We start from the raw sequence: 18,817 nt of genomic DNA, 5'->3' as shown, positions 1-18,817 counted from the left end.
TGACGCAAATTAATAATTATATTCGATTGCAACAAAAAAATAAAGAAAAAATTTCAAAGCGAGAAGGATTTGCGAAACGCAATGTCGAAAACGGATAAACAGGGAAACGATAACTACGTTTTCAGACTAAAATCTCGCACAGAGAAAGGGAGGACCAGACATTGCAGCGGATTGAAGTGTTCCTTGCAGACGACAACCGAGAATTTACGAACTTGTTATCAGAGTACATCCAAGAGCAGGATGATATGACGGTCATCGGAGTGGCGTACAACGGAGAAGAGGTTATCCGTCAGCTGGAGGAAACCCGCAGGGTTCCGGATGTCATGATCCTCGATATTATTATGCCGCATTTGGACGGGCTTGGCGTTCTTGAAAAATTGCGGGATATGAATTTATCTCCGATGCCGAAGATCATCATGCTGACGGCATTCGGCCAAGAGAACATTACGCAGCGCGCGGTACAACTCGGTGCTTCTTACTACATATTGAAGCCGTTCGATATGGATGTTCTCGCCAATCGCATTCGTCAGCTCGCGGGTATCGCATCGCCGATAACCGTCGGTTCGTCCTCGTCTTCGGTCAGCGGCTCGATCCGTTCGAACATCGTTCCGATCGGCAAGCCGAAGAACCTCGACGCGAATATTACGAGCATCATTCACGAGATCGGCGTTCCGGCCCATATCAAGGGCTACCAGTACTTGCGCGAGGCGATCACGATGGTGTACAACAACATCGAGATTCTCGGCGCGATTACGAAGACGCTGTATCCGGCGATCGCCGAGAAGTTCAAGACGACGCCTAGCCGCGTCGAACGCGCGATCCGCCACGCGATCGAGGTCGCTTGGACGCGCGGGAACATCGACAGCATCAGCCATCTGTTCGGCTACACGATCAATATCGCGAAGTCGAAACCGACGAACTCCGAGTTCATCGCGATGGTCGCCGACAAGCTGCGCATCGAGCACAAGGTTAGCTGAACCGAGGTGTAATGACGTAAGAGACAACCGAACCGCTAGCCATCCGAACGTTCCATTCGGATGCTGGCGGTTATTTTTTAGCTCGTTTTAATGTACGGTTCCGAAAATCTGATATAGTAGGGAGGTTGGTTTTTATATTATAAGGAGGTCATGAATGATATGAACGAAGAGAACAAAGACCAGGCGAATACGCCGGCAAGCGAAGAACGGGGCGTCGCGGAGACGTTGAACGTAGAAAACGCGGAACAAGCGGAGAACGAAGTAGCGGCGACGGCCGAGGCTGCGGTAGCCGGAGCCGGAGCCGGAGTCGTCGTATCGGCGCCGCAATCGCCGATGTCGGCCAAGCCGTGGATCGGCGTATCCGTCGTGGCGGTAGCTGCCCTCGCGTTCGTTCTGATCGCGAATCCGTTCGGAGGATCCAGCGACAAGCTCGGCACGTTCGACGGCGGTGCCGTCACGAAGAACGACTTCTACGAAGAGATCAAAGCCCAAGTGCCGGCGGAGCAATTCACGGGCATGGTGGATTCGATCATCGAGAAGAAGCTGATCGCGAAGCTGGCCGACAAAGCGGGTCTCGCGGTAACGGACGAGGAGATATCCAAGGAAATCGGCAAGTACGAGACGAACTTCGGGGGAGCGGAAGCGTTCCAGCAGGCGCTCGACCAGAACGGCATCGATCTCGCGACGTTCAAGGCGCAGCAGATCATTCCGATGGTGCTCAAGACGAAGCTGTACGCCGAGCAACATCCGGCGACCGAGGACGACTTCAAGAAGTACTTCGAGGATAACCAGAACACGTTCGCGACGACGCCGAAGCAAGTGAAGGCATCGCACATTCTGGTCGCTACGCAGGAAGAAGCCGACGCGATTCTCGCCGATCTGAAGGCGGGCCAAGACTTCGCGACGATCGCGAAAGCCAAGTCGGTCGATACGGGCTCCGCGGTTAACGGCGGCGAACTCGGCGATTTCTTCGGACCGGGCGCGATGGTGCCGGAGTTCGAGGAAGCGGCGTTCAAGCTGAATAAAGGCGAGATCAGCGAAGTCGTCCCATCCGAATACGGCTTCCACATCATTAAGGTTACGGACGTGAAGGAAGCGGTAGTACCTCCGTACGACGAGAAGAAAGCGGACGTGGAGAACGCTTACTGGACCGAGCAGCTCGGCACGAACGAATCCGAGTGGCTGGACAAGCTCAAGGAAGACAACAACGCGAAGAACCTCGTCGAGGAGAAGGAACCGGCGGCTTCGCCAAGCGCGTCTCCGGCAGCGTCTCCGTCGGCATCCGCGCCTGCGGAGTCCGCTCCGGCTTCGTCCGCGGCGGCGCAATAATCGGTCGAATATATCGGAAAAAGGCTCCTGCCGCCCGAATGGGCGCAGGAGCCTTTGCGCGTTATGCGTATGGCCGTTATTCCGACGGCTTGTCTTCTGCCGGTTTGGCGCTCGGACGCGGCGGCCGCTTCGGTCGGAAGCGGGGGGACAAATAATTGCGTTTGCGATCGCGATAGAATACCCATCCGCCGATGAAGGCGATGCCGATCAAGAACAAGAACGCTCCGAGGATGAATGATCCCCATGCAAAATCGGGCGTGAGCGTTACGTCTCCCATATCCGCGAAGTAATCGAAGAGCGCGTCCTTCATGAGCAGGAAACCATAGGCTGCTCCTAAACCGGGAATGACGAGAAGCAGGATGGCGATAAGTCTCTGCAGGATTAACTTCATGAGGTCGTCTGGCCCTCCTTCCACTTCTATCATCATAACGATTTAGAGAGCCATTGTCTATGAAAGCGTCTTATTGGCGTATTTTCCCGGTAGATTCGGCATGCCGGCGAAGCTCGTCGCCGCGCGACGCCAAGGGGTTTTGTCCGATGGCTCAAAACGCGGTACAATAGGAGGCGAGTAACGATACGGAGGGGAAACCGAACATGCCAATCGAAGTCGATGTCGCCATTATCGGCGGCGGGCCGGGAGGCTATACCGCGGCGGTCAAGGCAGCGCAAGCGGGCCGGAGCGTCGTCATCATCGAGAAGGACAAGCTTGGCGGAACGTGCTTGCACCGCGGCTGCATTCCTAGCAAATCGCTGCTGAGAAGCGCGGAAGTATACGCGACGGTCGGGGCTGCCGCTTCCTACGGCATCAGCGTTCCCGGCGGCACGGCAAGCGTCGACTGGCGCGCGGTGCTGTCGCGCAAGACGGGCATCGTCGATCAATTACATAAAGGGCTTCAAGCGCTCATGAAGCAGCATCGCATAGAGGTGCTGCAAGGGAGCGGCAGAATTATCGGGCCGAACATCTTCTCCCCGCGCAGCGGCTCGATCTTCGTCGAGCTGGATAACGGCGACACGGATACCGTCGTGCCGAAGCACGTCGTTATCGCGACGGGGTCGCGGCCGCGCAGGTTGAGCGGGCTGCCTTACGACGGCTCGGTCGTCGTCACGAGCGACGAAGCGTTCGACTGGCCGAACCTTCCGGCGTCGGTTCTTATCGTCGGCGGCGGCGTCATCGGCGTCGAGTGGGCGTCGATGCTGAGCGACTTCGGCACGGCGGTAACGCTGGTCGAAGCGTCGGACCGTCTCTTGCCGGGCGAAGACAAGGACGTTAGCGCGGAGCTTGCCAAGGCGCTTAAGAAGAGGGGCGTGAACGTCCTGACCGGAGCCGCGCTGCAGGTCGAATCTTGCGCGTTGCGAGAAGACGGCGTCCAAGCCGACATCGTCGCCGGAGGCAACGCGATCACGGTCGCGGCGGAGCGCATGCTCGTGTCGGTCGGAAGGGAAGGCAACGTCGATCAGCTCGGATTGGAGAATACGGGCGTTACGGCGGACAAGGGCTTCATTAACGTGAACAAGAAGACGCTGCAGACGGGCGAGTCCCACATTTACGCGATCGGGGATTGCATCGGAGGCGTGCAATTGGCGCATGCCGCCATGCACGAAGCGACGGTCGCGGTCGATCATCTGCTCGGCGTCAAGACGACCAGAACCGAGGACCGCGACATTCCCCGCTGCATCTATTCCCGGCCCGAAGCCGCGTCGATCGGATGGTCCGAGGCGGACGCCAAGACGAACGGCTTCGACGCGAAGGTCGCCAAGATCCCGCTGCGAATCCTCGGCAAGGCGCTCGTCCACGGCGAGAGCGAAGGCTTCGCCAAAGTCGTCGCAGACCGTAAGAGCGGGGACTTGCTCGGCGTGCACCTCGTAGGCGCGCACGCCACCGACATGATCGCCGAAGCGTCCCTCGCGCGTCTGCTGGACGCGGTGCCTTGGGAGATCGGGCGCGCGATTCATCCGCACCCGACGCTGTCGGAGGCGTTGCAGGAAGTGATGCTGGCGCTGGACGGCGCCGGGCATGCTTAATTAGTAGTGCCGATGCAACATCCCCATCGTCCCTGCGCGCACGAATAGACGCTTCGATCGCGTTCTAGAAATTGCGCGCAGATGGACGTTTCTTTTTGTATTCGGGGAGAGTATAATAGGGATTAAGTTCAAGTATTAAGACCAGGTTATAATACAAAGCGAAACCTAGGAGGACGCGCCCATGAGACCATCCGGTTCCGTCCAGCACACCCTAAGACATACCGCGCTAGGCTTGACCGACGAACGCGCCGTCGACATGTACAAGACGATGATGCTCGCTCGCAAATTCGACGAGCGGGGACAATTGCTCAAGCTCGCCGGCAAAGTCAACTTCCACATTTCCGGCATTACCCAAGAACCCTCGCAAGTCGCGATGGGCTTCGCCATGGATACGGCTAACGACTGGTTCCTTCCGTATTACCGCGATTACGGACTCGTGCTGTCGGTCGGGATGACTGTCAAGGATCTGATGCTGTCGCTGTTCGCGAAAGCGGAAGATCCGAACAGCGCCGGACGCCAGATGCCGGGTCACTTCGGCAGCAAGCGGCTGCGCATGGTAACGGGCTCCAGTCCGGTAACGACTCAAGTGCCGCATGCGGCGGGCATCGCGCTGGCGGCGAAGATGCGGGGAGAGCCGTCGGTATCGATCGTATGCTTCGGTGACGGCTCGAGCAACCAAGGCGATTTCCATGAAGGCTGCAACTTCGCGGGCGTTCATAAGCTGCCCGTTATCTTCGTCTGCCAGAACAACCAATACGCGATTTCGACGCCGATGGCCAAGCAGACGCGAGGCCAGATCTACGACCGGGCGCTCGGTTACGGATTCCCCGGCGTTCGCGTCGACGGCTTCGACGCGCTCGAAGTGTATCGCGTCGTGAAGGAAGCGCGCGAACGCGCGATCGCCGGCGAAGGTCCGACGCTGATCGAGATCATGACGTACCGCGTAACCGGGCATTCCACGACCGACAACGACTTGGAATACCGTACGAAGGAAGAGGTCGAGCCTTATAAGAAGAACGACCCGATCCTGACGTACAAGCAGTATCTCGCGGATGCGGGCCTATGGTCCGAGGAGCAGGAAGCGAAGCTGCAGGCGGACATCCGCGCTGTCATCGACGAGGCGACCCAATACGCGGAGCGCGCGCCATTCCAGACGCCGGAGCAGTCGATGCTGCACGTCTACGCGGACAGTACCGGGGAGGTCAACTGAGATGGCGGTCATTGAATATATCGAAGCGATCCGGCTGGCGATGAAGGAAGAGATGGAACGCGATAGCAGCGTGTTCATCCTCGGCGAGGACGTCGGCAAGAAGGGCGGCGTATTCGGCACGACCAAAGGATTGTACCAGCAATTCGGCGAAGATCGGGCGATCGACACGCCGCTCGCGGAATCGGCCATCGCCGGCGTCGCGATCGGCGCGGCCATGGTCGGCATGAGGCCCGTCGCCGAAATGCAGTATTCCGACTTCATGTTCCCGGCGACGAACCAGATCATCAGCGAAGCGGCCAAAATCCGCTACCGCTCCAACAACGACTGGGATTGCCCCGTCGTCATCCGCGCGCCGATCGGCGGCGGCATCTTCGGCGGCCTGTACCATTCCCAGTGTCCGGAGTCCGTCTTCTTCGGCACGCCGGGCCTCAAGATCGTCGCTCCCGCGACCGCGTACGACGCGAAAGGGCTGCTGAAGGCCGCCATCCGGGATCCGGATCCGGTCTTGTTCTTCGAGAACAAGAAGTGCTACCGTCTCATCACCGACGAAGTGCCGGACGAGGACTACATCGTTCCGATCGGCAAAGCGAACGTCATGAGGGAAGGCGCCGACATTACGGTCATCGGATACAGCATGCCGCTGCACTTCGCGATGCAGGCCGCGGAAGAACTGTCCCGGGACGAAGGCGTCGAAGCGCACATCCTCGACCTGCGCACGATTCAACCGCTCGACCGCGAAGCGATTCTCGCCGCGGCCGCGAAGACGGGCAAAGTACTCATTATCCATGAAGACAATAAAACAGGCGGCGTAGGCGCGGAAGTGGCCGCGATCATCGCGGAGGAGCTGCTCTACGATCTCGACGCGCCGATCCGCCGGCTATGCGGCCCGGATCTTCCGGCAATGGCGATCAATCCGCCGGCGGAGAAGCATTTCCTGCTGAACAAGGACAAGGTCAAAGCGGCCATGCTGGAGCTTGCGCGGTACTAAGACATCCGGCAGCCGGGCTGCCGGGAAGGGGATTACGAATGGCTAAACAAATCGTCGAAATCACGATGCCGCAGCTTGGCGAATCGCTCGTATCCGCAACGATCGAGAGTTGGCTGAAGCAGCCGGGCGATCACGTGGACATGTACGAGCCGCTGTGCGAGCTTATTACCGATAAGGTAAACGCCGAGCTTCCGTCCACCGTCAAAGGGAAAGTCGTCAAGATTCTCGCCGGAGCCGGCGAGACGATCGAAGTCGGCGCAGCGATCTGTCTCGTGGAGACGGAGGCGGACGCGTCGGAATTGCCTGCGCCCGAGGCCGAAGCGGCGCCTGCCGCCGCGATCGGCGTATCGGCTCCGCAGGGAAGCCAGCGGCCGTCAGGCGTATCGGCTTCGGGCAAGTCCGATCCGAGCGCGCCGATGCGCGGACGCTATTCCCCGGCGGTACAGAAGTTGGCGGCCGAGCGCGGTATCGACCTGAATCTTGTGCCGGGTACGGGAGAAGGCGGTCGCATTACCCGCAAGGACGTGCTCGATTACGTTCCCGTCGTTACGGCTCCCGTCGCGGTCCCGGCGGCTGCCGCTCAGCCGGCCGCGCGCGCCGCCGAGACGCCGGTCATCCCGACGATCGTCGTCGAAGGGCAGACGGCTCCCGGGCGCGAATACTACATCGACGTCACGCCGATGCGCAACACGATCGCCAAGAACACGCGCCAGAGCGTGACCGAAATTCCGCACGCGTGGACGATGGTCGAAGTCGATCTGACCAATCTCGTGCAGCTTCGTTCCAAGCTGAAGGACGACTTCATGAAGAACGAAGGCATCAACCTGACTTACATGCCGTTCCTCATGAGCGCGGTCGTCTCGGCGATCAAGGAATTCCCGATCATGAACTCCGTATGGGCCGTCGACAAAATCGTCGTGAAGCGCGACATCAACGTGTCGCTCGCGGTAGGGACGGAAGGTTCCGTGCTGACGCCGGTCATCCGCAACGCCGATCAGAAGAACATCGTCGGTCTCGCGCACGAGATCAACGACTTGGCGAAGCGCACGCGCGAGGGCAAGCTGAAGCTGGCCGACATGCAGGGTGGTACGTTCACGCTGAATAACACCGGCACGTTCGGATCGGTATTGTCCTATCCGATCATCAATTACCCGCAGGCGGCCATTCTGACGTTCGAGGCGATCGTGAAGCGTCCCGTCGTCATCGGCGACATGATCGGCGTTCGTTCCATGGTGAACCTGTGCTTGTCGTTCGACCACCGGATTCTCGACGGCGTCATCTGCGGCATGTTCCATCAACGGATCAAGGCGAATCTCGAGAGCTACAACATGGATACGAAGTTGTACTAAATCCGATACGGCCGCGCATGAGCGCGCCCGATCGGCCAGAGGGCTGTCCCGCGCGCGACGTCTGCTAGACGCGAGGGACGGCCCCTTGCCGTCTTCGCGGCCCGACGCGAATTGCAGTCGGCGAATTCAATGCGATACAATAAGGACAGTCGTACACGGGAGGAGGCTTGGTACTAGCATGAGAAGCATTCGCGCGGAGTGGTTGTCCATGATGGACTACGGCGAGGCTTGGGATTTGCAGAAGAAGCTCGTAGGCGAGATCGATCGCGAGGAACGAGGCGAGGCGCTGCTGCTGCTCGAGCATCCGCCGACGTACACGATCGGCTCGGATCGCCATCCGGAGCATCTGCTGTACGGCGCCGAGGAGCTGGCGGAGCGCGGCATCTCCCTATACGAGATCGACCGCGGCGGCGATATCACGTATCACGGACCGGGGCAGCTCGTCGGTTATCCGCTCTTGTACTTGGACGCGGTAGGGCTGGACCTGCACCGCTACTTGCGGACGTTGGAGGAAGCGATCATCCGCTTGCTCGCCGAATTCGGAATCGAGGGCGGAAGGAAGCCCGAGTATACCGGCGTATGGGTCGGGGATTCGAAGATCGCCGCCATCGGCGTCAAATTCAACAAAGCCCGTACCCGGCGGGGATTCGTCACCAGTCACGGCTTCGCCTTGAACGTGAAGCGCGGAGTCGAGCAGGAAGGGTTCCGGGGAATCGTGCCTTGCGGCATCTCCGAATACGGCGTTACTTCGATCGAGGCGCTGACCGGTTCGACGTTGGACGTCGAAGAGATCGGCCGCCGGATCGTGCCCCATTTCATGGAGGCGTTCGGCTTCGGTTCGGATAACGGGAACGTTATTGCAGCAAGAAGCCTACGCTCATGACGAGCGTCGAGACGACCATCGTGACGAGCGTTACATAGACGACGATTTTGATCCAGCGGGTGTTCATCGGGCATTGCCTCCCTTACCATCGGCTTGTCTTACGTTCTATTATAAATTAAAGCATCGCCAGGAGGAAAGATCATGGTTCAGAAACAAAGGCTGATCGACGAGTTCATGGAGCTCGTCCGCATCGATAGCGAGACGAAATACGAGACGGAAATCGCCAAGACGCTCCGCGCGAAGTTCGAAGCGCTCGGCCTCGAGGTGACGGAGGACGACGTCGGCGCCACGATCGGGCACGGCGCGAACAACCTATTCGCTTGGCTGCCCGCTACGCCGGGACAAGAGAGCGTGCCGGCGATCCTGTTCACCTCCCATATGGATACGGTAAATCCGGGCAAAGGCATACAACCTCGCCTCGACGAAGACGGTTATATTCGCGGGGACGGAACGACGATTCTCGGCGCCGACGACAAGGCCGGCTTGGCCGCGATGTTCGAAGCGATCCGACAGCTGCGTGAGAACGGAACGGCTCACGGGGCGATTCAGTTCGTCATCACCGTCGGCGAGGAGTCCGGCTTGCTCGGTTCCCGGGCAATGGACGGCTCGCGGTTGCGCGCGAAGTTCGGTTACGCGCTCGATTCGAACGGCGAAGTCGGGGCGATCGCCGTCGCGGCGCCGACGAATTCGCGCCAATTCATTACGATCCGCGGCAAGGCCGCGCACGCCGGCGTGAATCCCGAGGACGGCATCAGCGCCGTTCAGGTCGCGTCCAAGGCCGTATCGCTCATGAAGCTGGGCCGCATCGACGACGAGACGACCGCGAACATCGGCCGGTTCGAAGGCGGAGGAGAAGTGAACATCGTAACGGACACGATCAAGATCTACGCCGAGGCGCGCAGCCGCGTGCAAGAGAAGATGGATCGCCAAGTCGAGCTGATGCGCGAAGCGGTGGCATCCGCGGCTACGGAGTACGGAGCGACCTTCGAGTTCCAGTCGCTCACGATCTATCCGGCGTATTCGTACGGGGACGGAGACGAAGTCGTCGAGGTCGCCAAGGCGGCGATCGGGCGCATCGGACTCACGCCTCGCCAATTCGGTTCAGGCGGCGGCAGCGACGCGAACATGTTCAACGGGAACGGCGTGCCGACGGTCAACCTCGCGGTCGGGTACGAGGACATCCATACGACGAAGGAACGGATCAAAGCCGACGATATCGTCAAAGTGACGGAGCTGGTCGTCGCGATCGTCGTGGAGACGGTCCGGCGCAACGGTTAGTGCATCCATAACGAGAACAGGATGGAACGGATTTTACATCTGCTCCATCCTGTTTTTTTTATTAACCATTAAGATCTTGAGCGCACTTCCTGACGCATGAACAGCAAGTACGACGCGACGAACATGACCGCCGTCTCCGCGACGAGCGCGACGACGTGGGGCCAGACGAGTAGGGCGCTCTGTCCGAGCGACAGCGGAGCGGAAATCGCGCGGTATGCTTGCTCCTGGGTGACGAACGAGCTCAGCGTCCGCACGTCGGGAAGCAGCATCGTGGAAGCCGCCTCTTGGAACAGGTTGGCGGGCGATAGCCTCTCCAGCAGCGTCATCCATCGCGACTGTCCGAGCACGGCCGCAGCGTCGGTCGGATCGGTCGGTGCCGTCGCGTTGCCGATCATGCTGACGATCATGCCGTAGAACACGAGGAAGAAGATCCAGAGCGCGATGCCCGACAGCGCCGAAGTCGCGGCCTGCTTGAACCGGACGGAGAAGAAGAGCGAGACGTTCAACCATAGGCCCACGTATACCGTCGTCAGCAGCAGCGTGAGCACGACGCGTCCGAACTCCTCCGGAGACGGCGGGTAGCCGATCGTGAACAGGCCCATGCCCATGACGAGGAAGCCGAGGGAGAAGACGACGACGGCGATGAGCAGCAGTCCGGCGACGAACTTCGCGTTCAGCAGGTCGTCGCGATGGACCGGCTGAGCGAGCACGCGGCTGAGCGTCCCTCTGCCGCGCTCCGTATTGATCGCGTCGAAGCCGAGCGACAGGCCGATGAGAGGCGCGAGGAACGACAGGAACGTCAGGAAGCTGGGAAGCGTACCGTCGGAGACGGTGAACATGCTTAGGAACAGAAACCTGGTGTCCGTGCCGCCCCCGTCTGCCGCGACGCCGTCCTTCAGCGCCGTGACGGCCGTATAGATCGAACCGACGCACGCCAACACGACGATGCCGAGCAGAATCGCGAATCTCCAACTTCGGATATGGTCGCCGAACTCCTTCTGGACGATGACCCAGAACGGCGGCGCACGACGGGCGCGTTCCGCGTCTACCGTGCGTTCGGCCGCCGAGCGCGGTCCCCGGAACATGCCGGCGAGCCGAGGGCGAAGCTTCTCAACCCAGACGCTCACGAGCGGTCCCTCCTTCGAAATAGCGGTGATAGATGTCGTCGAGTCCGTAGACTCGCGGAATGAAGGCGTGCAGCGCCGCTCCGCGGGCGACGACGGCGCTCGCCAGCTCGACCGGGGCATCTCCTTCGCCGGTCACGGTGACGCTGACCGTGCCGTTCGCGCCTTCGTCCGAGGCTACTTCGACGCGGCCGACGCGTTCGACCGCCAGCAACGCCTGCTCGAGATCCGCGCTCCAAGGGGAGACGCTCATGTCGACGCGGAACGTTGACGCGCCGTCGAGCTGCCGGGCCAGCGTCTCGATATCTCCCGACGCGATCAGCTTGCCGCGGACGAACAGGCCGACGCGGTCGCAGATTTGCTGCACCTGATGCAGGTGGTGCGACGACAGCAGCACGGTCAGCCCTTCGTTGCGGCTCAAGTCGCGGATGAGCGTCAGCAGCTCGCGGACGCCTTCCGGGTCGATGCCGAGCGTCGGTTCGTCCAGGATGATGACTTGCGGCTGCTTGATCAGCACGTCCGCGAGCCCGAGCCGCTGGCGCATGCCGCGAGAGAAGGCGCCGACCTTCTTGCGGGCCGCCTCGGCCAATCCGACGCGTTGAAGCAGCGATTCGGCGCGCCGGCGCGCTTCATCCGCCGGGATGCGGTTCAGCCGGGCCGTATAGATCAAGTTGTCGAGCGCGGTGCGGTCGTCGTAGAAGCCGACGTCGTCCGGCATGTAGCCGACTTTGCGCTTCACCTGCATCGGATTGCGCGTCGCGTCGATGCCGCACACGCTCGCGATGCCGGACGTCGGCTCGGCGAGGCCGAGCATCATGAGGATCGTGGTCGTCTTGCCGGCGCCGTTCGGCCCGAGCAGGCCGTAGATTTCGCCCGGATAGATGTCCAGGTCGAGGCCGTCGACGGCGGTGAATGCCCCGTACATCTTCGTCAGCCGCTTCAGCTCGATGACGGGGGCGGTAGCGCGAGTCGTCACGATTACCGCCTCCCGTACTTGCGGAACAAGGCGTATACACCTCCGAGCACCGCCGCGATGATGAGCACGCCGACCCAACCCCAGAGCACGGACGTCTTCACCGTCATTCGCACGGCGGCGTCCGCCGTCTTGGCGGAAGATTGCGCCGCGAGGCTGACGACATAGTCGCCGGCGAGCGCCTTGCCCGACGCTTTAACGTTCGCCGTCACGGTCGTCTGCTCGCCTGGTTTCAGCGATTTGATCGTCTTCGGCTCGAAGCTCAGATCCCATTTCGCGGGAGGCTCGCCCGTCAGCGTCACGTCGGTAAGCTCGGCGGAGCCGGTGTTCTTGACGACGAGCTCGAGGTTACGTTCCTTGCCGGTCGTAATATCCGCGCTCAGCCGCTCGTCTGCCGTCGTCAGGCTGATGCCGTACGTGCCCGTGATGACCGCCTGCACATGCGCGTCCGCCGACGTGTCGCCGCTGACCGCGTGCACCGGAATGTCGTACGTGCCGGCTTTGGCGCTGTCGGCCGGCGTCAGGGCGAGCGTCACCGTCTTCGAGGCTTTCGATTCGATGTCGACGGACGTGACGCTCTCACCGCCGACCGTGAAGCGGGCGTCCCAGCCGGCAGGCGCCTCCGCGGCCAGGGCGTATTGCTGCTTCGCCGCGGTGCGGTTGTCGAGGCTCAAGCTGTACGTGAACGACGTATCGGCGTGCCCTTGCTGGTTCGGCTGCTCGATCTTCAGCTCCGATTCGTATGTGCCGCCTTCCGCGACGTTTACCTTCAGCCCGAGGCTGCCGAACGAGCCCGCATTCAACGTGAAAGGATAGTCTCCTTTGCTCACTTCGTACGGTACGTCAATCGATAGGGTAAGTGTTTCCGACAAACCCCCCTTCACCGCGATTTCGCGGATCGGATGGCCTCCGGCGGTCAGCTCGTAGCCCCAGTCCTTGCCTCCCGAGTCGAACGACAGGGCAGCAGCACGAATATCGTCCGTTCCGTTGATCAGCTCGATATCGTAGCGAAGCGTCTCTCCGGGCGATGCCGACAAGTACGTGTACGGAGTATAGAGCGCGGCTTCGGATGCGGCCGACGCGGGTGCGGCGGCGGAGGCCAGCCCGAGCGTCAGCCCGACAGCCAACGCGAGGACGAGATGGGTTTTCAACTTGCAGGTTAACCTTGACATGTTCGTTTACCCCTCCTGGGCGAGATTGATCTTTCATCCCCATTACGCGCGGAGGCGGCTCGCGGATTTAGGTCCGGAAGTTAAATTTTTGCTTAGCGGAAGCTTAAAGGAAGATAAAAAAACCGGGAGACCGTTTGCGCGGCGACGAAATTTTGATATCTATGGAATTAAGCAAACAAAGTTACCCGAGAGGTGGTTACGATGGATTCGCAGAAGGATAGCCGCTCGCACGGGGAGCTCGCGGAGCTGCTCGCGCAAGTTCGCGAAGGTTGCGAGGACGCATTCGACGCGTTCTACGCGAAGGCGGCGCCGTTCATCTACGGTTTGTCGCGCAAGCTGCTCGGCGACCGCATGGAGGCGGAGGACGTCTGTCACGACGTGCTGCTCGCGGTCATCGCCGGCGCGGACAAGTACGACCCGGCGCGCGGCTCGGCGGAAGCTTGGCTGGCGGTGCTCGCGAAGAGCAGGTGCATGGACCGGCTGCGCAAGCGCAGCAAAATCGCGCTCGAGCAGCAGGAACCCGCCGAAACGAAGGAAGAGACGGCGATCGGGCTGCCGGAGCATCGCGTCATCCGCAAGCTGGAGCGGGAGGCGCTGCGCGGAGCGTTGGCGCAACTGCCCGGCGAGCAGCGGCAGACGATCGCGGCCGCGTACTTCGGCCATCGCACGCACAAGGATTTGGCGGACGCGTGGCAGGTGCCGGTCGGGACGATCAAGTCCCGGGTGCGGTACGGGCTGCACCATATGCGAAAGACGATGGAACGTCTCGGCTGGATCGGAGAGGAAGGGATGGGTTGACATGGATGAGCGCCGATGCGGCGTCCCGGAGGAATGGTTGATCGATTGGCTGCGGGGCAATCCGCCCGCGGGCACCTGCGACGCGATGAGTCGCCATCTCGAAGGCTGCGCGGATTGCGTGGCGGCGCTGCAGGAATGGCGGGAGCTGCTCGGCGAAGAGAGCTTGTCCGAGGCATTGCCACCGGAGGCGGAGAAGAGCAAGCGATTGCTGCGAACCCAAGTCCGGCGCGTCGGTTGGCGACGCCGGGCCGCGAAGCTCGGCACGGGAAGCGGATGGATCGCGGCCGCCGCGTGCGCGATCGCGTTCATGCTCGCCGTTCCCTCGCTGTTGGAGCGGCAATCCGGGCAAGCGGAGCAGCGGAAGCCGGCGCAAGCGTACGCGGCCGCTTACGAGCCGAACGGAGCGGCGCTCATGGCGCGTTCCGATACGGTCGTCTACGCGCTGGAGGGAGCGGGCGTCGCGTCATCGGGCGATCTTGGCGCGGGGCGGCCGTCGGCGACGGCGTGGGTGAACGGGCGGACGGGAGAGATGTTCCTGCTGCTCGAAGGATTGCTTCCCTCCGATCGGTTGGACGTGCAGGCGTGGGGCAACCTCGACGACCGCCTGACGAACCTCGGCTTGCTCGAATTCCATAGCGACCAGGGCCATTTGTATTCCCGTAACGGACGGCTGCCCGCGTACGAGGAAGTCGCGTTCACTATCGAGCCGAAGGGCGGCAGCACGGCTCCGACGTCGCCGCGCAGCGCGACCGTGCGGCTGTCGCAATAAGGGGAGGCGTTGGGCTACTTGCCCGGGGAAACCGCGTGGCGAAGCAAGGCGGCGAGCGTCATATCGCCGCCCTTTCTTTTTTGCTCCTGTCGAAGCGCCTGACGGATCTCCCATGCTTTGCCGACGAACCGAAGCTGACACGGCGTGGCGTATTTTTTGAGCAAGGCTGACGCACCTCTTTCGCTTCGGATGGGCCGACCGCGGAACCGACGCTTGCAATTCGGCGGACAAGCTTATATGTTGAAGCTATGTGCCGACAGGGGCTTTCATGACAGGAGGAAATCATTAATGAGCGAGAACACGAAACCGAAGCACGCTTTTTACGAGGAGACGCTCTCGACGAAGCCGATCTTTGAAGGACGCATCATCAATCTGCAAGTCGATACCGTCCGGTTGCCGAACGGCGATACCGCGACGAGGGAGATCGTACGCCATCCCGGCGCGGTGGCGGTCGTGGCGCTGTTGGACGGCAAGCTGCTCGTCGTCGAACAGTTCCGCAAGCCGCTCGAGAATGCGCAGGTCGAGATTCCGGCAGGCAAGCTGGACGGGGGCGAGAGGCCGGAGACGGCGGCGATGCGCGAGCTCGAGGAGGAGACCGGCTACAAGGCGGCCAAGCTGACGAAGTTGAGCGAATTCTCGACGTCGCCGGGTTTCGCCGACGAAATCATCCATTTATACGTCGCCGATGAGCTGAGCAAGGGGGAGGTCCATCTCGACGACGAGGAATTCCTCACGTGCGAAGCGATAACGTTGGAGCAGGCGCTGGCCTACGTGCGGGACGGTCTCATCTGCGACGCCAAGACGCTGATGGCCGTCTACGCGTGGCGCCTCTATTCGTTGACCGGCAAGTGGGAATGACGCCTAAGCGGATCTTCGCCGACTTGCACGTCCATATCGGCCGCAGCGAAGGCGGGCAACCGGTCAAGATCAGCGGGAGCAAGGCGCTGACGTTCCGATCGATCGCGCAGGAAGCATCCGAGCGCAAGGGGATCGGGCTGATCGGCATCATCGACTGCCAATCTCCCGCGGTTCAGGCGGACATTCGCGCATGCCTCGACAACGGGGAGATGGAGGAAGTCGAAGGCGGAGGGATTCGGTACCGGGAGACGACGCTGTTGCTCGGGGCGGAGATGGAAGTGAGAGACGAGGGCGGAGGACCTTACCATTTGCTCGGCTACTTGCCCGATCTTGCCGCGATGGAGGAATGGACGCGGTGGTTGAACCCGCTCGTGACGAACGTGAACTTAAGCTCGCAGCGCGTTCGAGCGACCGGGAGGGAGCTGCAGCGCGAGCTGCTGGCCCGAGGCGGCATGCTCGCGCCCGCGCATGTCTTCACCCCGCACCGCGGCTTGCTGGGCTGTTCGGCCGATCGCTTGGCGGACCGATTGGACCCGGACGGGATCGCGGCCGTGGAGCTCGGGCTCAGCGCCGACGCGGAGATGGCGAGCCGATTGTCCCAGCTGGATCGCTATCCGCTCTTAACGAACTCGGACGCCCACTCGACGGGCATGATCGGCCGCGAATGCAACGAGCTGCTGCTGGCCCGGCCTTCGTTCGAGGAGCTGCGGCTTGCGTTAGCCGGTCAAGAGGGCCGCGGCATCGTCGCGAACTACGGCTTGCACCCGCAGCTGGGCAAGTATCATTCGAGTTACTGTCTATCCTGCCATGCCGCGCTACAGTCCGAGGATGAAGAGGCTTGCCCGTCGTGCGGCGGCCGCAAGCTCGTGCGAGGCGTCTCCGGCCGCATCGACAGGCTTGCCGATCGCGAGGAGGGGTCATCGCCCGTCGGCCGCGCGCCGTACAAGCCGCAAGTGCCGCTGAGCTTCTTCCCGGGCGTCGGACCTTCGATGCGCGCGAAGCTGCTGACGGAAGTCGGGACGGAGATGGAAGTGCTCCACCGGGCGCCCGAAGCCGCGCTCGAGGCCGTCTGCGGCCAGAAGATCGCCAAGCTGATCGCCTGTGCCCGCCGCGGCGAGCTTGCGTTCACGGCAGGCGCCGGAGGCGCGTACGGCAAGATCGGACGATCATAACGGCACGCTTGTCCGCATAAGCATAGGTACGAACTACGTTTCGACCCGATGCGGGAAGGACAAGGAGGGCGTGCCCGTGAAGGTGCGGCTATGGAATATGTCGGCTCGCGACAATTTGAATCTATACGCGTTTATGTTCGCTCTGGTCGTCGTCGGAGCCGTCTTCGGCGTGCTGCTGGCCGGCGCGCTGACGCTCGATCAGCAACAGGAGCTCGCCGATCAGATGGGAGTCTATATGTCCGCCGTCAAGGACGCCGGCCAATTCGACGGGTGGGAGGCGTTCCGGGACAGCTTCGTCTTCTACGGGAAGTGGCTCGGCCTGATTTGGCTGCTCGGGTTGTCGGTCATCGGCTTGCCGCTCGTGCTCGTGCTCGATTTTCTGAAAGGGATGCTGATCGGCTTCGTCGTCGCCTTGCTCATCCAGCAGCTCGCGTGGAAGGGCGTGCTCTTCTTCCTGGCGTCGGCGGCGCCGCAGAACGCGATCGTCGTGCCGGCGCTTATGATCGCCAGCGTATCGGCATCGCGGTTCGCTTCCTTCATCGTTCGGGAGAGGCTGCTCCGCAAGAAGGGGCAGCTGCTGCCTCCGTTCCTCGCGCATACGGCGGTCACCGCCCTCATGCTCGTTATGCTGCTATGCGCCTCGCTATACGAAGCGTTCGTCGCGCCGAAGCTGCTAGAGCACGTAACGCCGGTCGCGAATACGTCGATTGCCGGCGAATTACGGTGACGATCCGACAAGCGCAAGCGAATCGTCGACGATTATGCAAGGTTGAGGTTTGACTTATCGAACGGGCGCGCCCTATAATGGAAGCATGCTGTGTCTGCGACCGGAGGGGAAATCATGGAAGCCCGCATTGAAAAAGTAAAGCAACAACTGCAATCCCAGGGCTACAAGCTGACTCCGCAAAGGGAAGCGACGGTGCGCGTGCTGCTGGAGAACGAGGAAGATCACCTGAGCGCCGAGGATGTATTCATGCTCGTAAAGGATAAAGCGCCGGAGATCGGACTCGCTACCGTCTATCGGACGCTCGAGCTGCTTAGCGAGATGCACGTCGTGGAGAAAATGAATTTCGGAGACGGCGTCGCCCGGTACGATTTGCGAACCGAGAGCAATAAGCACCACCACCATCATCTGATTTGCGTGAAATGCGGATCGATGACGGAGATTATGGAAGATTGGCTGTTGCCGCTCGAGGAACGTCTGGAGAGCGAATACCGGTTCACGGTGCTCGACCACCGACTCGACTTCCAAGGCATCTGCGCGAAATGCCAGCCGGACAATCCGCCGGAGCAACAATAATCGTCCTGATCGATAAGAGACATACATGCAGCAAAGGCTATCCCGGACGGCGTCTCGCCGAACGGAATAGCCTTTTTTGATTTCGCGGATCGCGGTTTCACGGATTGGATCGACGATTAGAGGTACTGCGAGATGATCTTCTCGATCTGCTCCGGCTTCTCCGTCGGAGCGAATCTGCGCACGACGCGGCCGTCGCGGTCGACGAGAAACTTCGTGAAATTCCACTTCACCGATTTCGTGCCGAGGAAACCGCGCTTCGCCTTCGTTAGATGCCGGTATAACGGATGAATGCCGGAGCCCTTCACGTCGATCTTGGCGTGAAGAGGGAAGGTGACGCCGTGGTTCAGCTCGCAGGCTTGGGCGATCGTCGCTTCGTCGTCGGGCTCTTGGCCGGCGAATTGGTTGCACGGGAAGCCGAGCACCGCGAGGCCGCGGTCTTTGTAAGTCTCGTGGAGCTTCTGGAGCCCTTTGTATTGCGGCGTAAACCCGCATTTGCTGGCGGTGTTCACGATGAGCATCACTTGGCCTCGGTAGTCGGACAAGTCCTTCCGCTCGCCGCGAATCGAATTCACTTGGATATCATAGATAGACATCGGTTCGCACCCCTTAGAAAAA

General features: G+C 61.2%; 21 protein-coding genes. 14 read left to right on the top strand and 7 right to left on the bottom strand.

What is annotated here, in order from left to right:
- The first annotated feature begins 161 nt into the window (after positions 1–161).
- Both spo0A and ACFQZG_RS03410 read left to right on the top strand, forming a co-directional pair.
- Positions 162–977, top strand: a complete 816-nt coding sequence (gene spo0A / locus ACFQZG_RS03415) for a sporulation transcription factor Spo0A (RefSeq protein WP_378149966.1) — start codon at positions 162–164, stop codon at positions 975–977.
- 159 nt (positions 978–1,136) lie between these two features.
- Positions 1,137–2,306, top strand: coding sequence for a foldase protein PrsA (locus ACFQZG_RS03410; protein WP_378149965.1), 1,170 nt, complete (start codon positions 1,137–1,139; stop codon positions 2,304–2,306).
- Positions 2,307–2,382: 76 nt separating this feature from the next.
- Here the strand turns inward: ACFQZG_RS03410 and ACFQZG_RS03405 are convergent, their stop codons facing one another.
- Positions 2,383–2,697, bottom strand: coding sequence for a DUF2627 domain-containing protein (locus ACFQZG_RS03405; RefSeq protein WP_378149964.1), 315 nt, complete (start codon positions 2,695–2,697; stop codon positions 2,383–2,385).
- Positions 2,698–2,900: 203 nt separating this feature from the next.
- Between ACFQZG_RS03405 and lpdA the strand changes: the two genes are divergently transcribed.
- The 5 genes from lpdA to lipB all read left to right on the top strand — a co-directional run bounded on the left by lpdA (position 2,901) and on the right by lipB (position 8,758).
- Positions 2,901–4,328: a dihydrolipoyl dehydrogenase gene (lpdA, locus tag ACFQZG_RS03400; protein WP_378149962.1), complete on the top strand. Its 1,428-nt coding sequence runs from the start codon at positions 2,901–2,903 to the stop codon at positions 4,326–4,328.
- Positions 4,329–4,509: 181 nt separating this feature from the next.
- Positions 4,510–5,538, top strand: coding sequence for a thiamine pyrophosphate-dependent dehydrogenase E1 component subunit alpha (locus ACFQZG_RS03395; RefSeq protein ID WP_378149960.1), 1,029 nt, complete (start codon positions 4,510–4,512; stop codon positions 5,536–5,538).
- 1 nt (position 5,539) lies between these two features.
- Positions 5,540–6,526, top strand: a complete 987-nt coding sequence (locus ACFQZG_RS03390) for an alpha-ketoacid dehydrogenase subunit beta (protein ID WP_378149958.1) — start codon at positions 5,540–5,542, stop codon at positions 6,524–6,526.
- A gap of 38 nt (positions 6,527–6,564) precedes the next feature.
- A complete protein-coding gene (locus ACFQZG_RS03385) occupies positions 6,565–7,875 on the top strand; it encodes a dihydrolipoamide acetyltransferase family protein (RefSeq protein ID WP_378149956.1) in 1,311 nt (436 codons plus the stop codon).
- Between the two features lie 178 nt (positions 7,876–8,053).
- Positions 8,054–8,758: a lipoyl(octanoyl) transferase LipB gene (lipB, locus tag ACFQZG_RS03380; protein ID WP_378149955.1), complete on the top strand. Its 705-nt coding sequence runs from the start codon at positions 8,054–8,056 to the stop codon at positions 8,756–8,758.
- On the opposite strand, the gene prli42 is transcribed toward lipB, so the two are convergent.
- Positions 8,730–8,825, bottom strand: coding sequence for a stressosome-associated protein Prli42 (gene prli42 / locus ACFQZG_RS03375; RefSeq protein WP_378149953.1), 96 nt, complete (start codon positions 8,823–8,825; stop codon positions 8,730–8,732). The genes lipB and prli42 overlap by 29 nt on opposite strands.
- Before the next feature lie 74 nt (positions 8,826–8,899).
- Between prli42 and ACFQZG_RS03370 the strand changes: the two genes are divergently transcribed.
- Positions 8,900–10,036: a M20/M25/M40 family metallo-hydrolase gene (locus ACFQZG_RS03370; RefSeq protein ID WP_378149951.1), complete on the top strand. Its 1,137-nt coding sequence runs from the start codon at positions 8,900–8,902 to the stop codon at positions 10,034–10,036.
- Positions 10,037–10,104: 68 nt separating this feature from the next.
- On the opposite strand, the gene ACFQZG_RS03365 is transcribed toward ACFQZG_RS03370, so the two are convergent.
- Genes ACFQZG_RS03365 through ACFQZG_RS03355 form a run of 3 tightly spaced genes read right to left on the bottom strand, consistent with a single transcriptional unit; the run spans position 10,105 to position 13,305 of the window.
- Positions 10,105–11,163, bottom strand: coding sequence for an ABC transporter permease (locus ACFQZG_RS03365; protein WP_378149950.1), 1,059 nt, complete (start codon positions 11,161–11,163; stop codon positions 10,105–10,107).
- Positions 11,147–12,085: an ABC transporter ATP-binding protein gene (locus ACFQZG_RS03360; RefSeq protein ID WP_378150434.1), complete on the bottom strand. Its 939-nt coding sequence runs from the start codon at positions 12,083–12,085 to the stop codon at positions 11,147–11,149. The genes ACFQZG_RS03365 and ACFQZG_RS03360 overlap by 17 nt, the downstream gene beginning before the upstream one ends.
- Positions 12,086–12,138: 53 nt before the next feature.
- Complete coding sequence (locus tag ACFQZG_RS03355) at positions 12,139–13,305, bottom strand: COG1470 family protein (protein ID WP_378149948.1); 1,167 nt, start codon at positions 13,303–13,305, stop codon at positions 12,139–12,141.
- Between the two features lie 201 nt (positions 13,306–13,506).
- On the opposite strand from ACFQZG_RS03355, the gene ACFQZG_RS03350 reads away from it, so the two are divergent.
- The gene (locus tag ACFQZG_RS03350) at positions 13,507–14,103 is read left to right on the top strand and encodes an RNA polymerase sigma factor (RefSeq protein ID WP_378149946.1); all 597 of its coding nucleotides are present in this window, start codon (positions 13,507–13,509) and stop codon (positions 14,101–14,103) included.
- Between the two features lies 1 nt (position 14,104).
- On the top strand, positions 14,105–14,872 hold the full coding sequence (locus ACFQZG_RS03345; protein WP_378149944.1) for an anti-sigma factor domain-containing protein: 768 nt from the start codon (positions 14,105–14,107) through the stop codon (positions 14,870–14,872).
- Positions 14,873–14,886: 14 nt separating this feature from the next.
- On the opposite strand, the gene mciZ is transcribed toward ACFQZG_RS03345, so the two are convergent.
- Entirely contained in the window at positions 14,887–15,036 is a 150-nt protein-coding gene (gene mciZ, locus ACFQZG_RS03340; RefSeq protein WP_378149942.1) for a Z-ring formation inhibitor MciZ, read from the bottom strand.
- A gap of 124 nt (positions 15,037–15,160) precedes the next feature.
- Between mciZ and ACFQZG_RS03335 the strand changes: the two genes are divergently transcribed.
- From ACFQZG_RS03335 to fur, 4 genes are all read left to right on the top strand, one after another.
- Complete coding sequence (locus tag ACFQZG_RS03335; protein ID WP_378149940.1) at positions 15,161–15,730, top strand: NUDIX hydrolase; 570 nt, start codon at positions 15,161–15,163, stop codon at positions 15,728–15,730.
- Positions 15,727–16,902, top strand: a complete 1,176-nt coding sequence (locus tag ACFQZG_RS03330) for an endonuclease Q family protein (RefSeq protein WP_378149938.1) — start codon at positions 15,727–15,729, stop codon at positions 16,900–16,902. Before ACFQZG_RS03335 ends, ACFQZG_RS03330 begins: the two co-directional genes overlap by 4 nt.
- Before the next feature lie 76 nt (positions 16,903–16,978).
- The gene (gene spoIIM / locus ACFQZG_RS03325) at positions 16,979–17,629 is read left to right on the top strand and encodes a stage II sporulation protein M (protein WP_378149937.1); all 651 of its coding nucleotides are present in this window, start codon (positions 16,979–16,981) and stop codon (positions 17,627–17,629) included.
- 114 nt (positions 17,630–17,743) lie between these two features.
- Positions 17,744–18,202: a ferric iron uptake transcriptional regulator gene (fur, locus tag ACFQZG_RS03320; protein WP_378149935.1), complete on the top strand. Its 459-nt coding sequence runs from the start codon at positions 17,744–17,746 to the stop codon at positions 18,200–18,202.
- 116 nt (positions 18,203–18,318) lie between these two features.
- On the opposite strand, the gene ACFQZG_RS03315 is transcribed toward fur, so the two are convergent.
- Positions 18,319–18,795, bottom strand: coding sequence for a glutathione peroxidase (locus tag ACFQZG_RS03315; protein ID WP_378149933.1), 477 nt, complete (start codon positions 18,793–18,795; stop codon positions 18,319–18,321).
- Positions 18,796–18,817 lie beyond the last annotated feature (22 nt).

Source organism: Cohnella sp. GCM10027633, from assembly GCF_042675445.1.
GTDB lineage: Bacteria > Bacillota > Bacilli > Paenibacillales > Paenibacillaceae > Cohnella.
Note: the sequence above shows the minus strand (reverse complement) of the source record. Positions and strands in the feature narration are given on the sequence as shown.

Excerpts from the sequence above, each read along its gene's own strand:
- ACFQZG_RS03410 (WP_378149965.1), top strand. The coding sequence starts at position 1,137 with ATGAACGAAGAGAACAAAGACCAGGCGAATACGCCGGCAAGCGAAGAA.
- ACFQZG_RS03405 (WP_378149964.1), bottom strand. The coding sequence starts at position 2,697 with ATGAAGTTAATCCTGCAGAGACTTATCGCCATCCTGCTTCTCGTCATT.
- lpdA (WP_378149962.1), top strand. The coding sequence starts at position 2,901 with ATGCCAATCGAAGTCGATGTCGCCATTATCGGCGGCGGGCCGGGAGGC.
- ACFQZG_RS03395 (WP_378149960.1), top strand. The coding sequence starts at position 4,510 with ATGAGACCATCCGGTTCCGTCCAGCACACCCTAAGACATACCGCGCTA.
- ACFQZG_RS03390 (WP_378149958.1), top strand. The coding sequence starts at position 5,540 with ATGGCGGTCATTGAATATATCGAAGCGATCCGGCTGGCGATGAAGGAA.
- ACFQZG_RS03385 (WP_378149956.1), top strand. The coding sequence starts at position 6,565 with ATGGCTAAACAAATCGTCGAAATCACGATGCCGCAGCTTGGCGAATCG.
- lipB (WP_378149955.1), top strand. The coding sequence starts at position 8,054 with ATGAGAAGCATTCGCGCGGAGTGGTTGTCCATGATGGACTACGGCGAG.
- prli42 (WP_378149953.1), bottom strand. The coding sequence starts at position 8,825 with ATGAACACCCGCTGGATCAAAATCGTCGTCTATGTAACGCTCGTCACG.
- ACFQZG_RS03370 (WP_378149951.1), top strand. The coding sequence starts at position 8,900 with ATGGTTCAGAAACAAAGGCTGATCGACGAGTTCATGGAGCTCGTCCGC.
- ACFQZG_RS03360 (WP_378150434.1), bottom strand. The coding sequence starts at position 12,085 with ATGTACGGGGCATTCACCGCCGTCGACGGCCTCGACCTGGACATCTAT.
- ACFQZG_RS03355 (WP_378149948.1), bottom strand. The coding sequence starts at position 13,305 with ATGTCAAGGTTAACCTGCAAGTTGAAAACCCATCTCGTCCTCGCGTTG.
- ACFQZG_RS03350 (WP_378149946.1), top strand. The coding sequence starts at position 13,507 with ATGGATTCGCAGAAGGATAGCCGCTCGCACGGGGAGCTCGCGGAGCTG.
- ACFQZG_RS03345 (WP_378149944.1), top strand. The coding sequence starts at position 14,105 with ATGGATGAGCGCCGATGCGGCGTCCCGGAGGAATGGTTGATCGATTGG.
- ACFQZG_RS03335 (WP_378149940.1), top strand. The coding sequence starts at position 15,161 with ATGAGCGAGAACACGAAACCGAAGCACGCTTTTTACGAGGAGACGCTC.
- ACFQZG_RS03330 (WP_378149938.1), top strand. The coding sequence starts at position 15,727 with ATGACGCCTAAGCGGATCTTCGCCGACTTGCACGTCCATATCGGCCGC.
- fur (WP_378149935.1), top strand. The coding sequence starts at position 17,744 with ATGGAAGCCCGCATTGAAAAAGTAAAGCAACAACTGCAATCCCAGGGC.
- ACFQZG_RS03315 (WP_378149933.1), bottom strand. The coding sequence starts at position 18,795 with ATGTCTATCTATGATATCCAAGTGAATTCGATTCGCGGCGAGCGGAAG.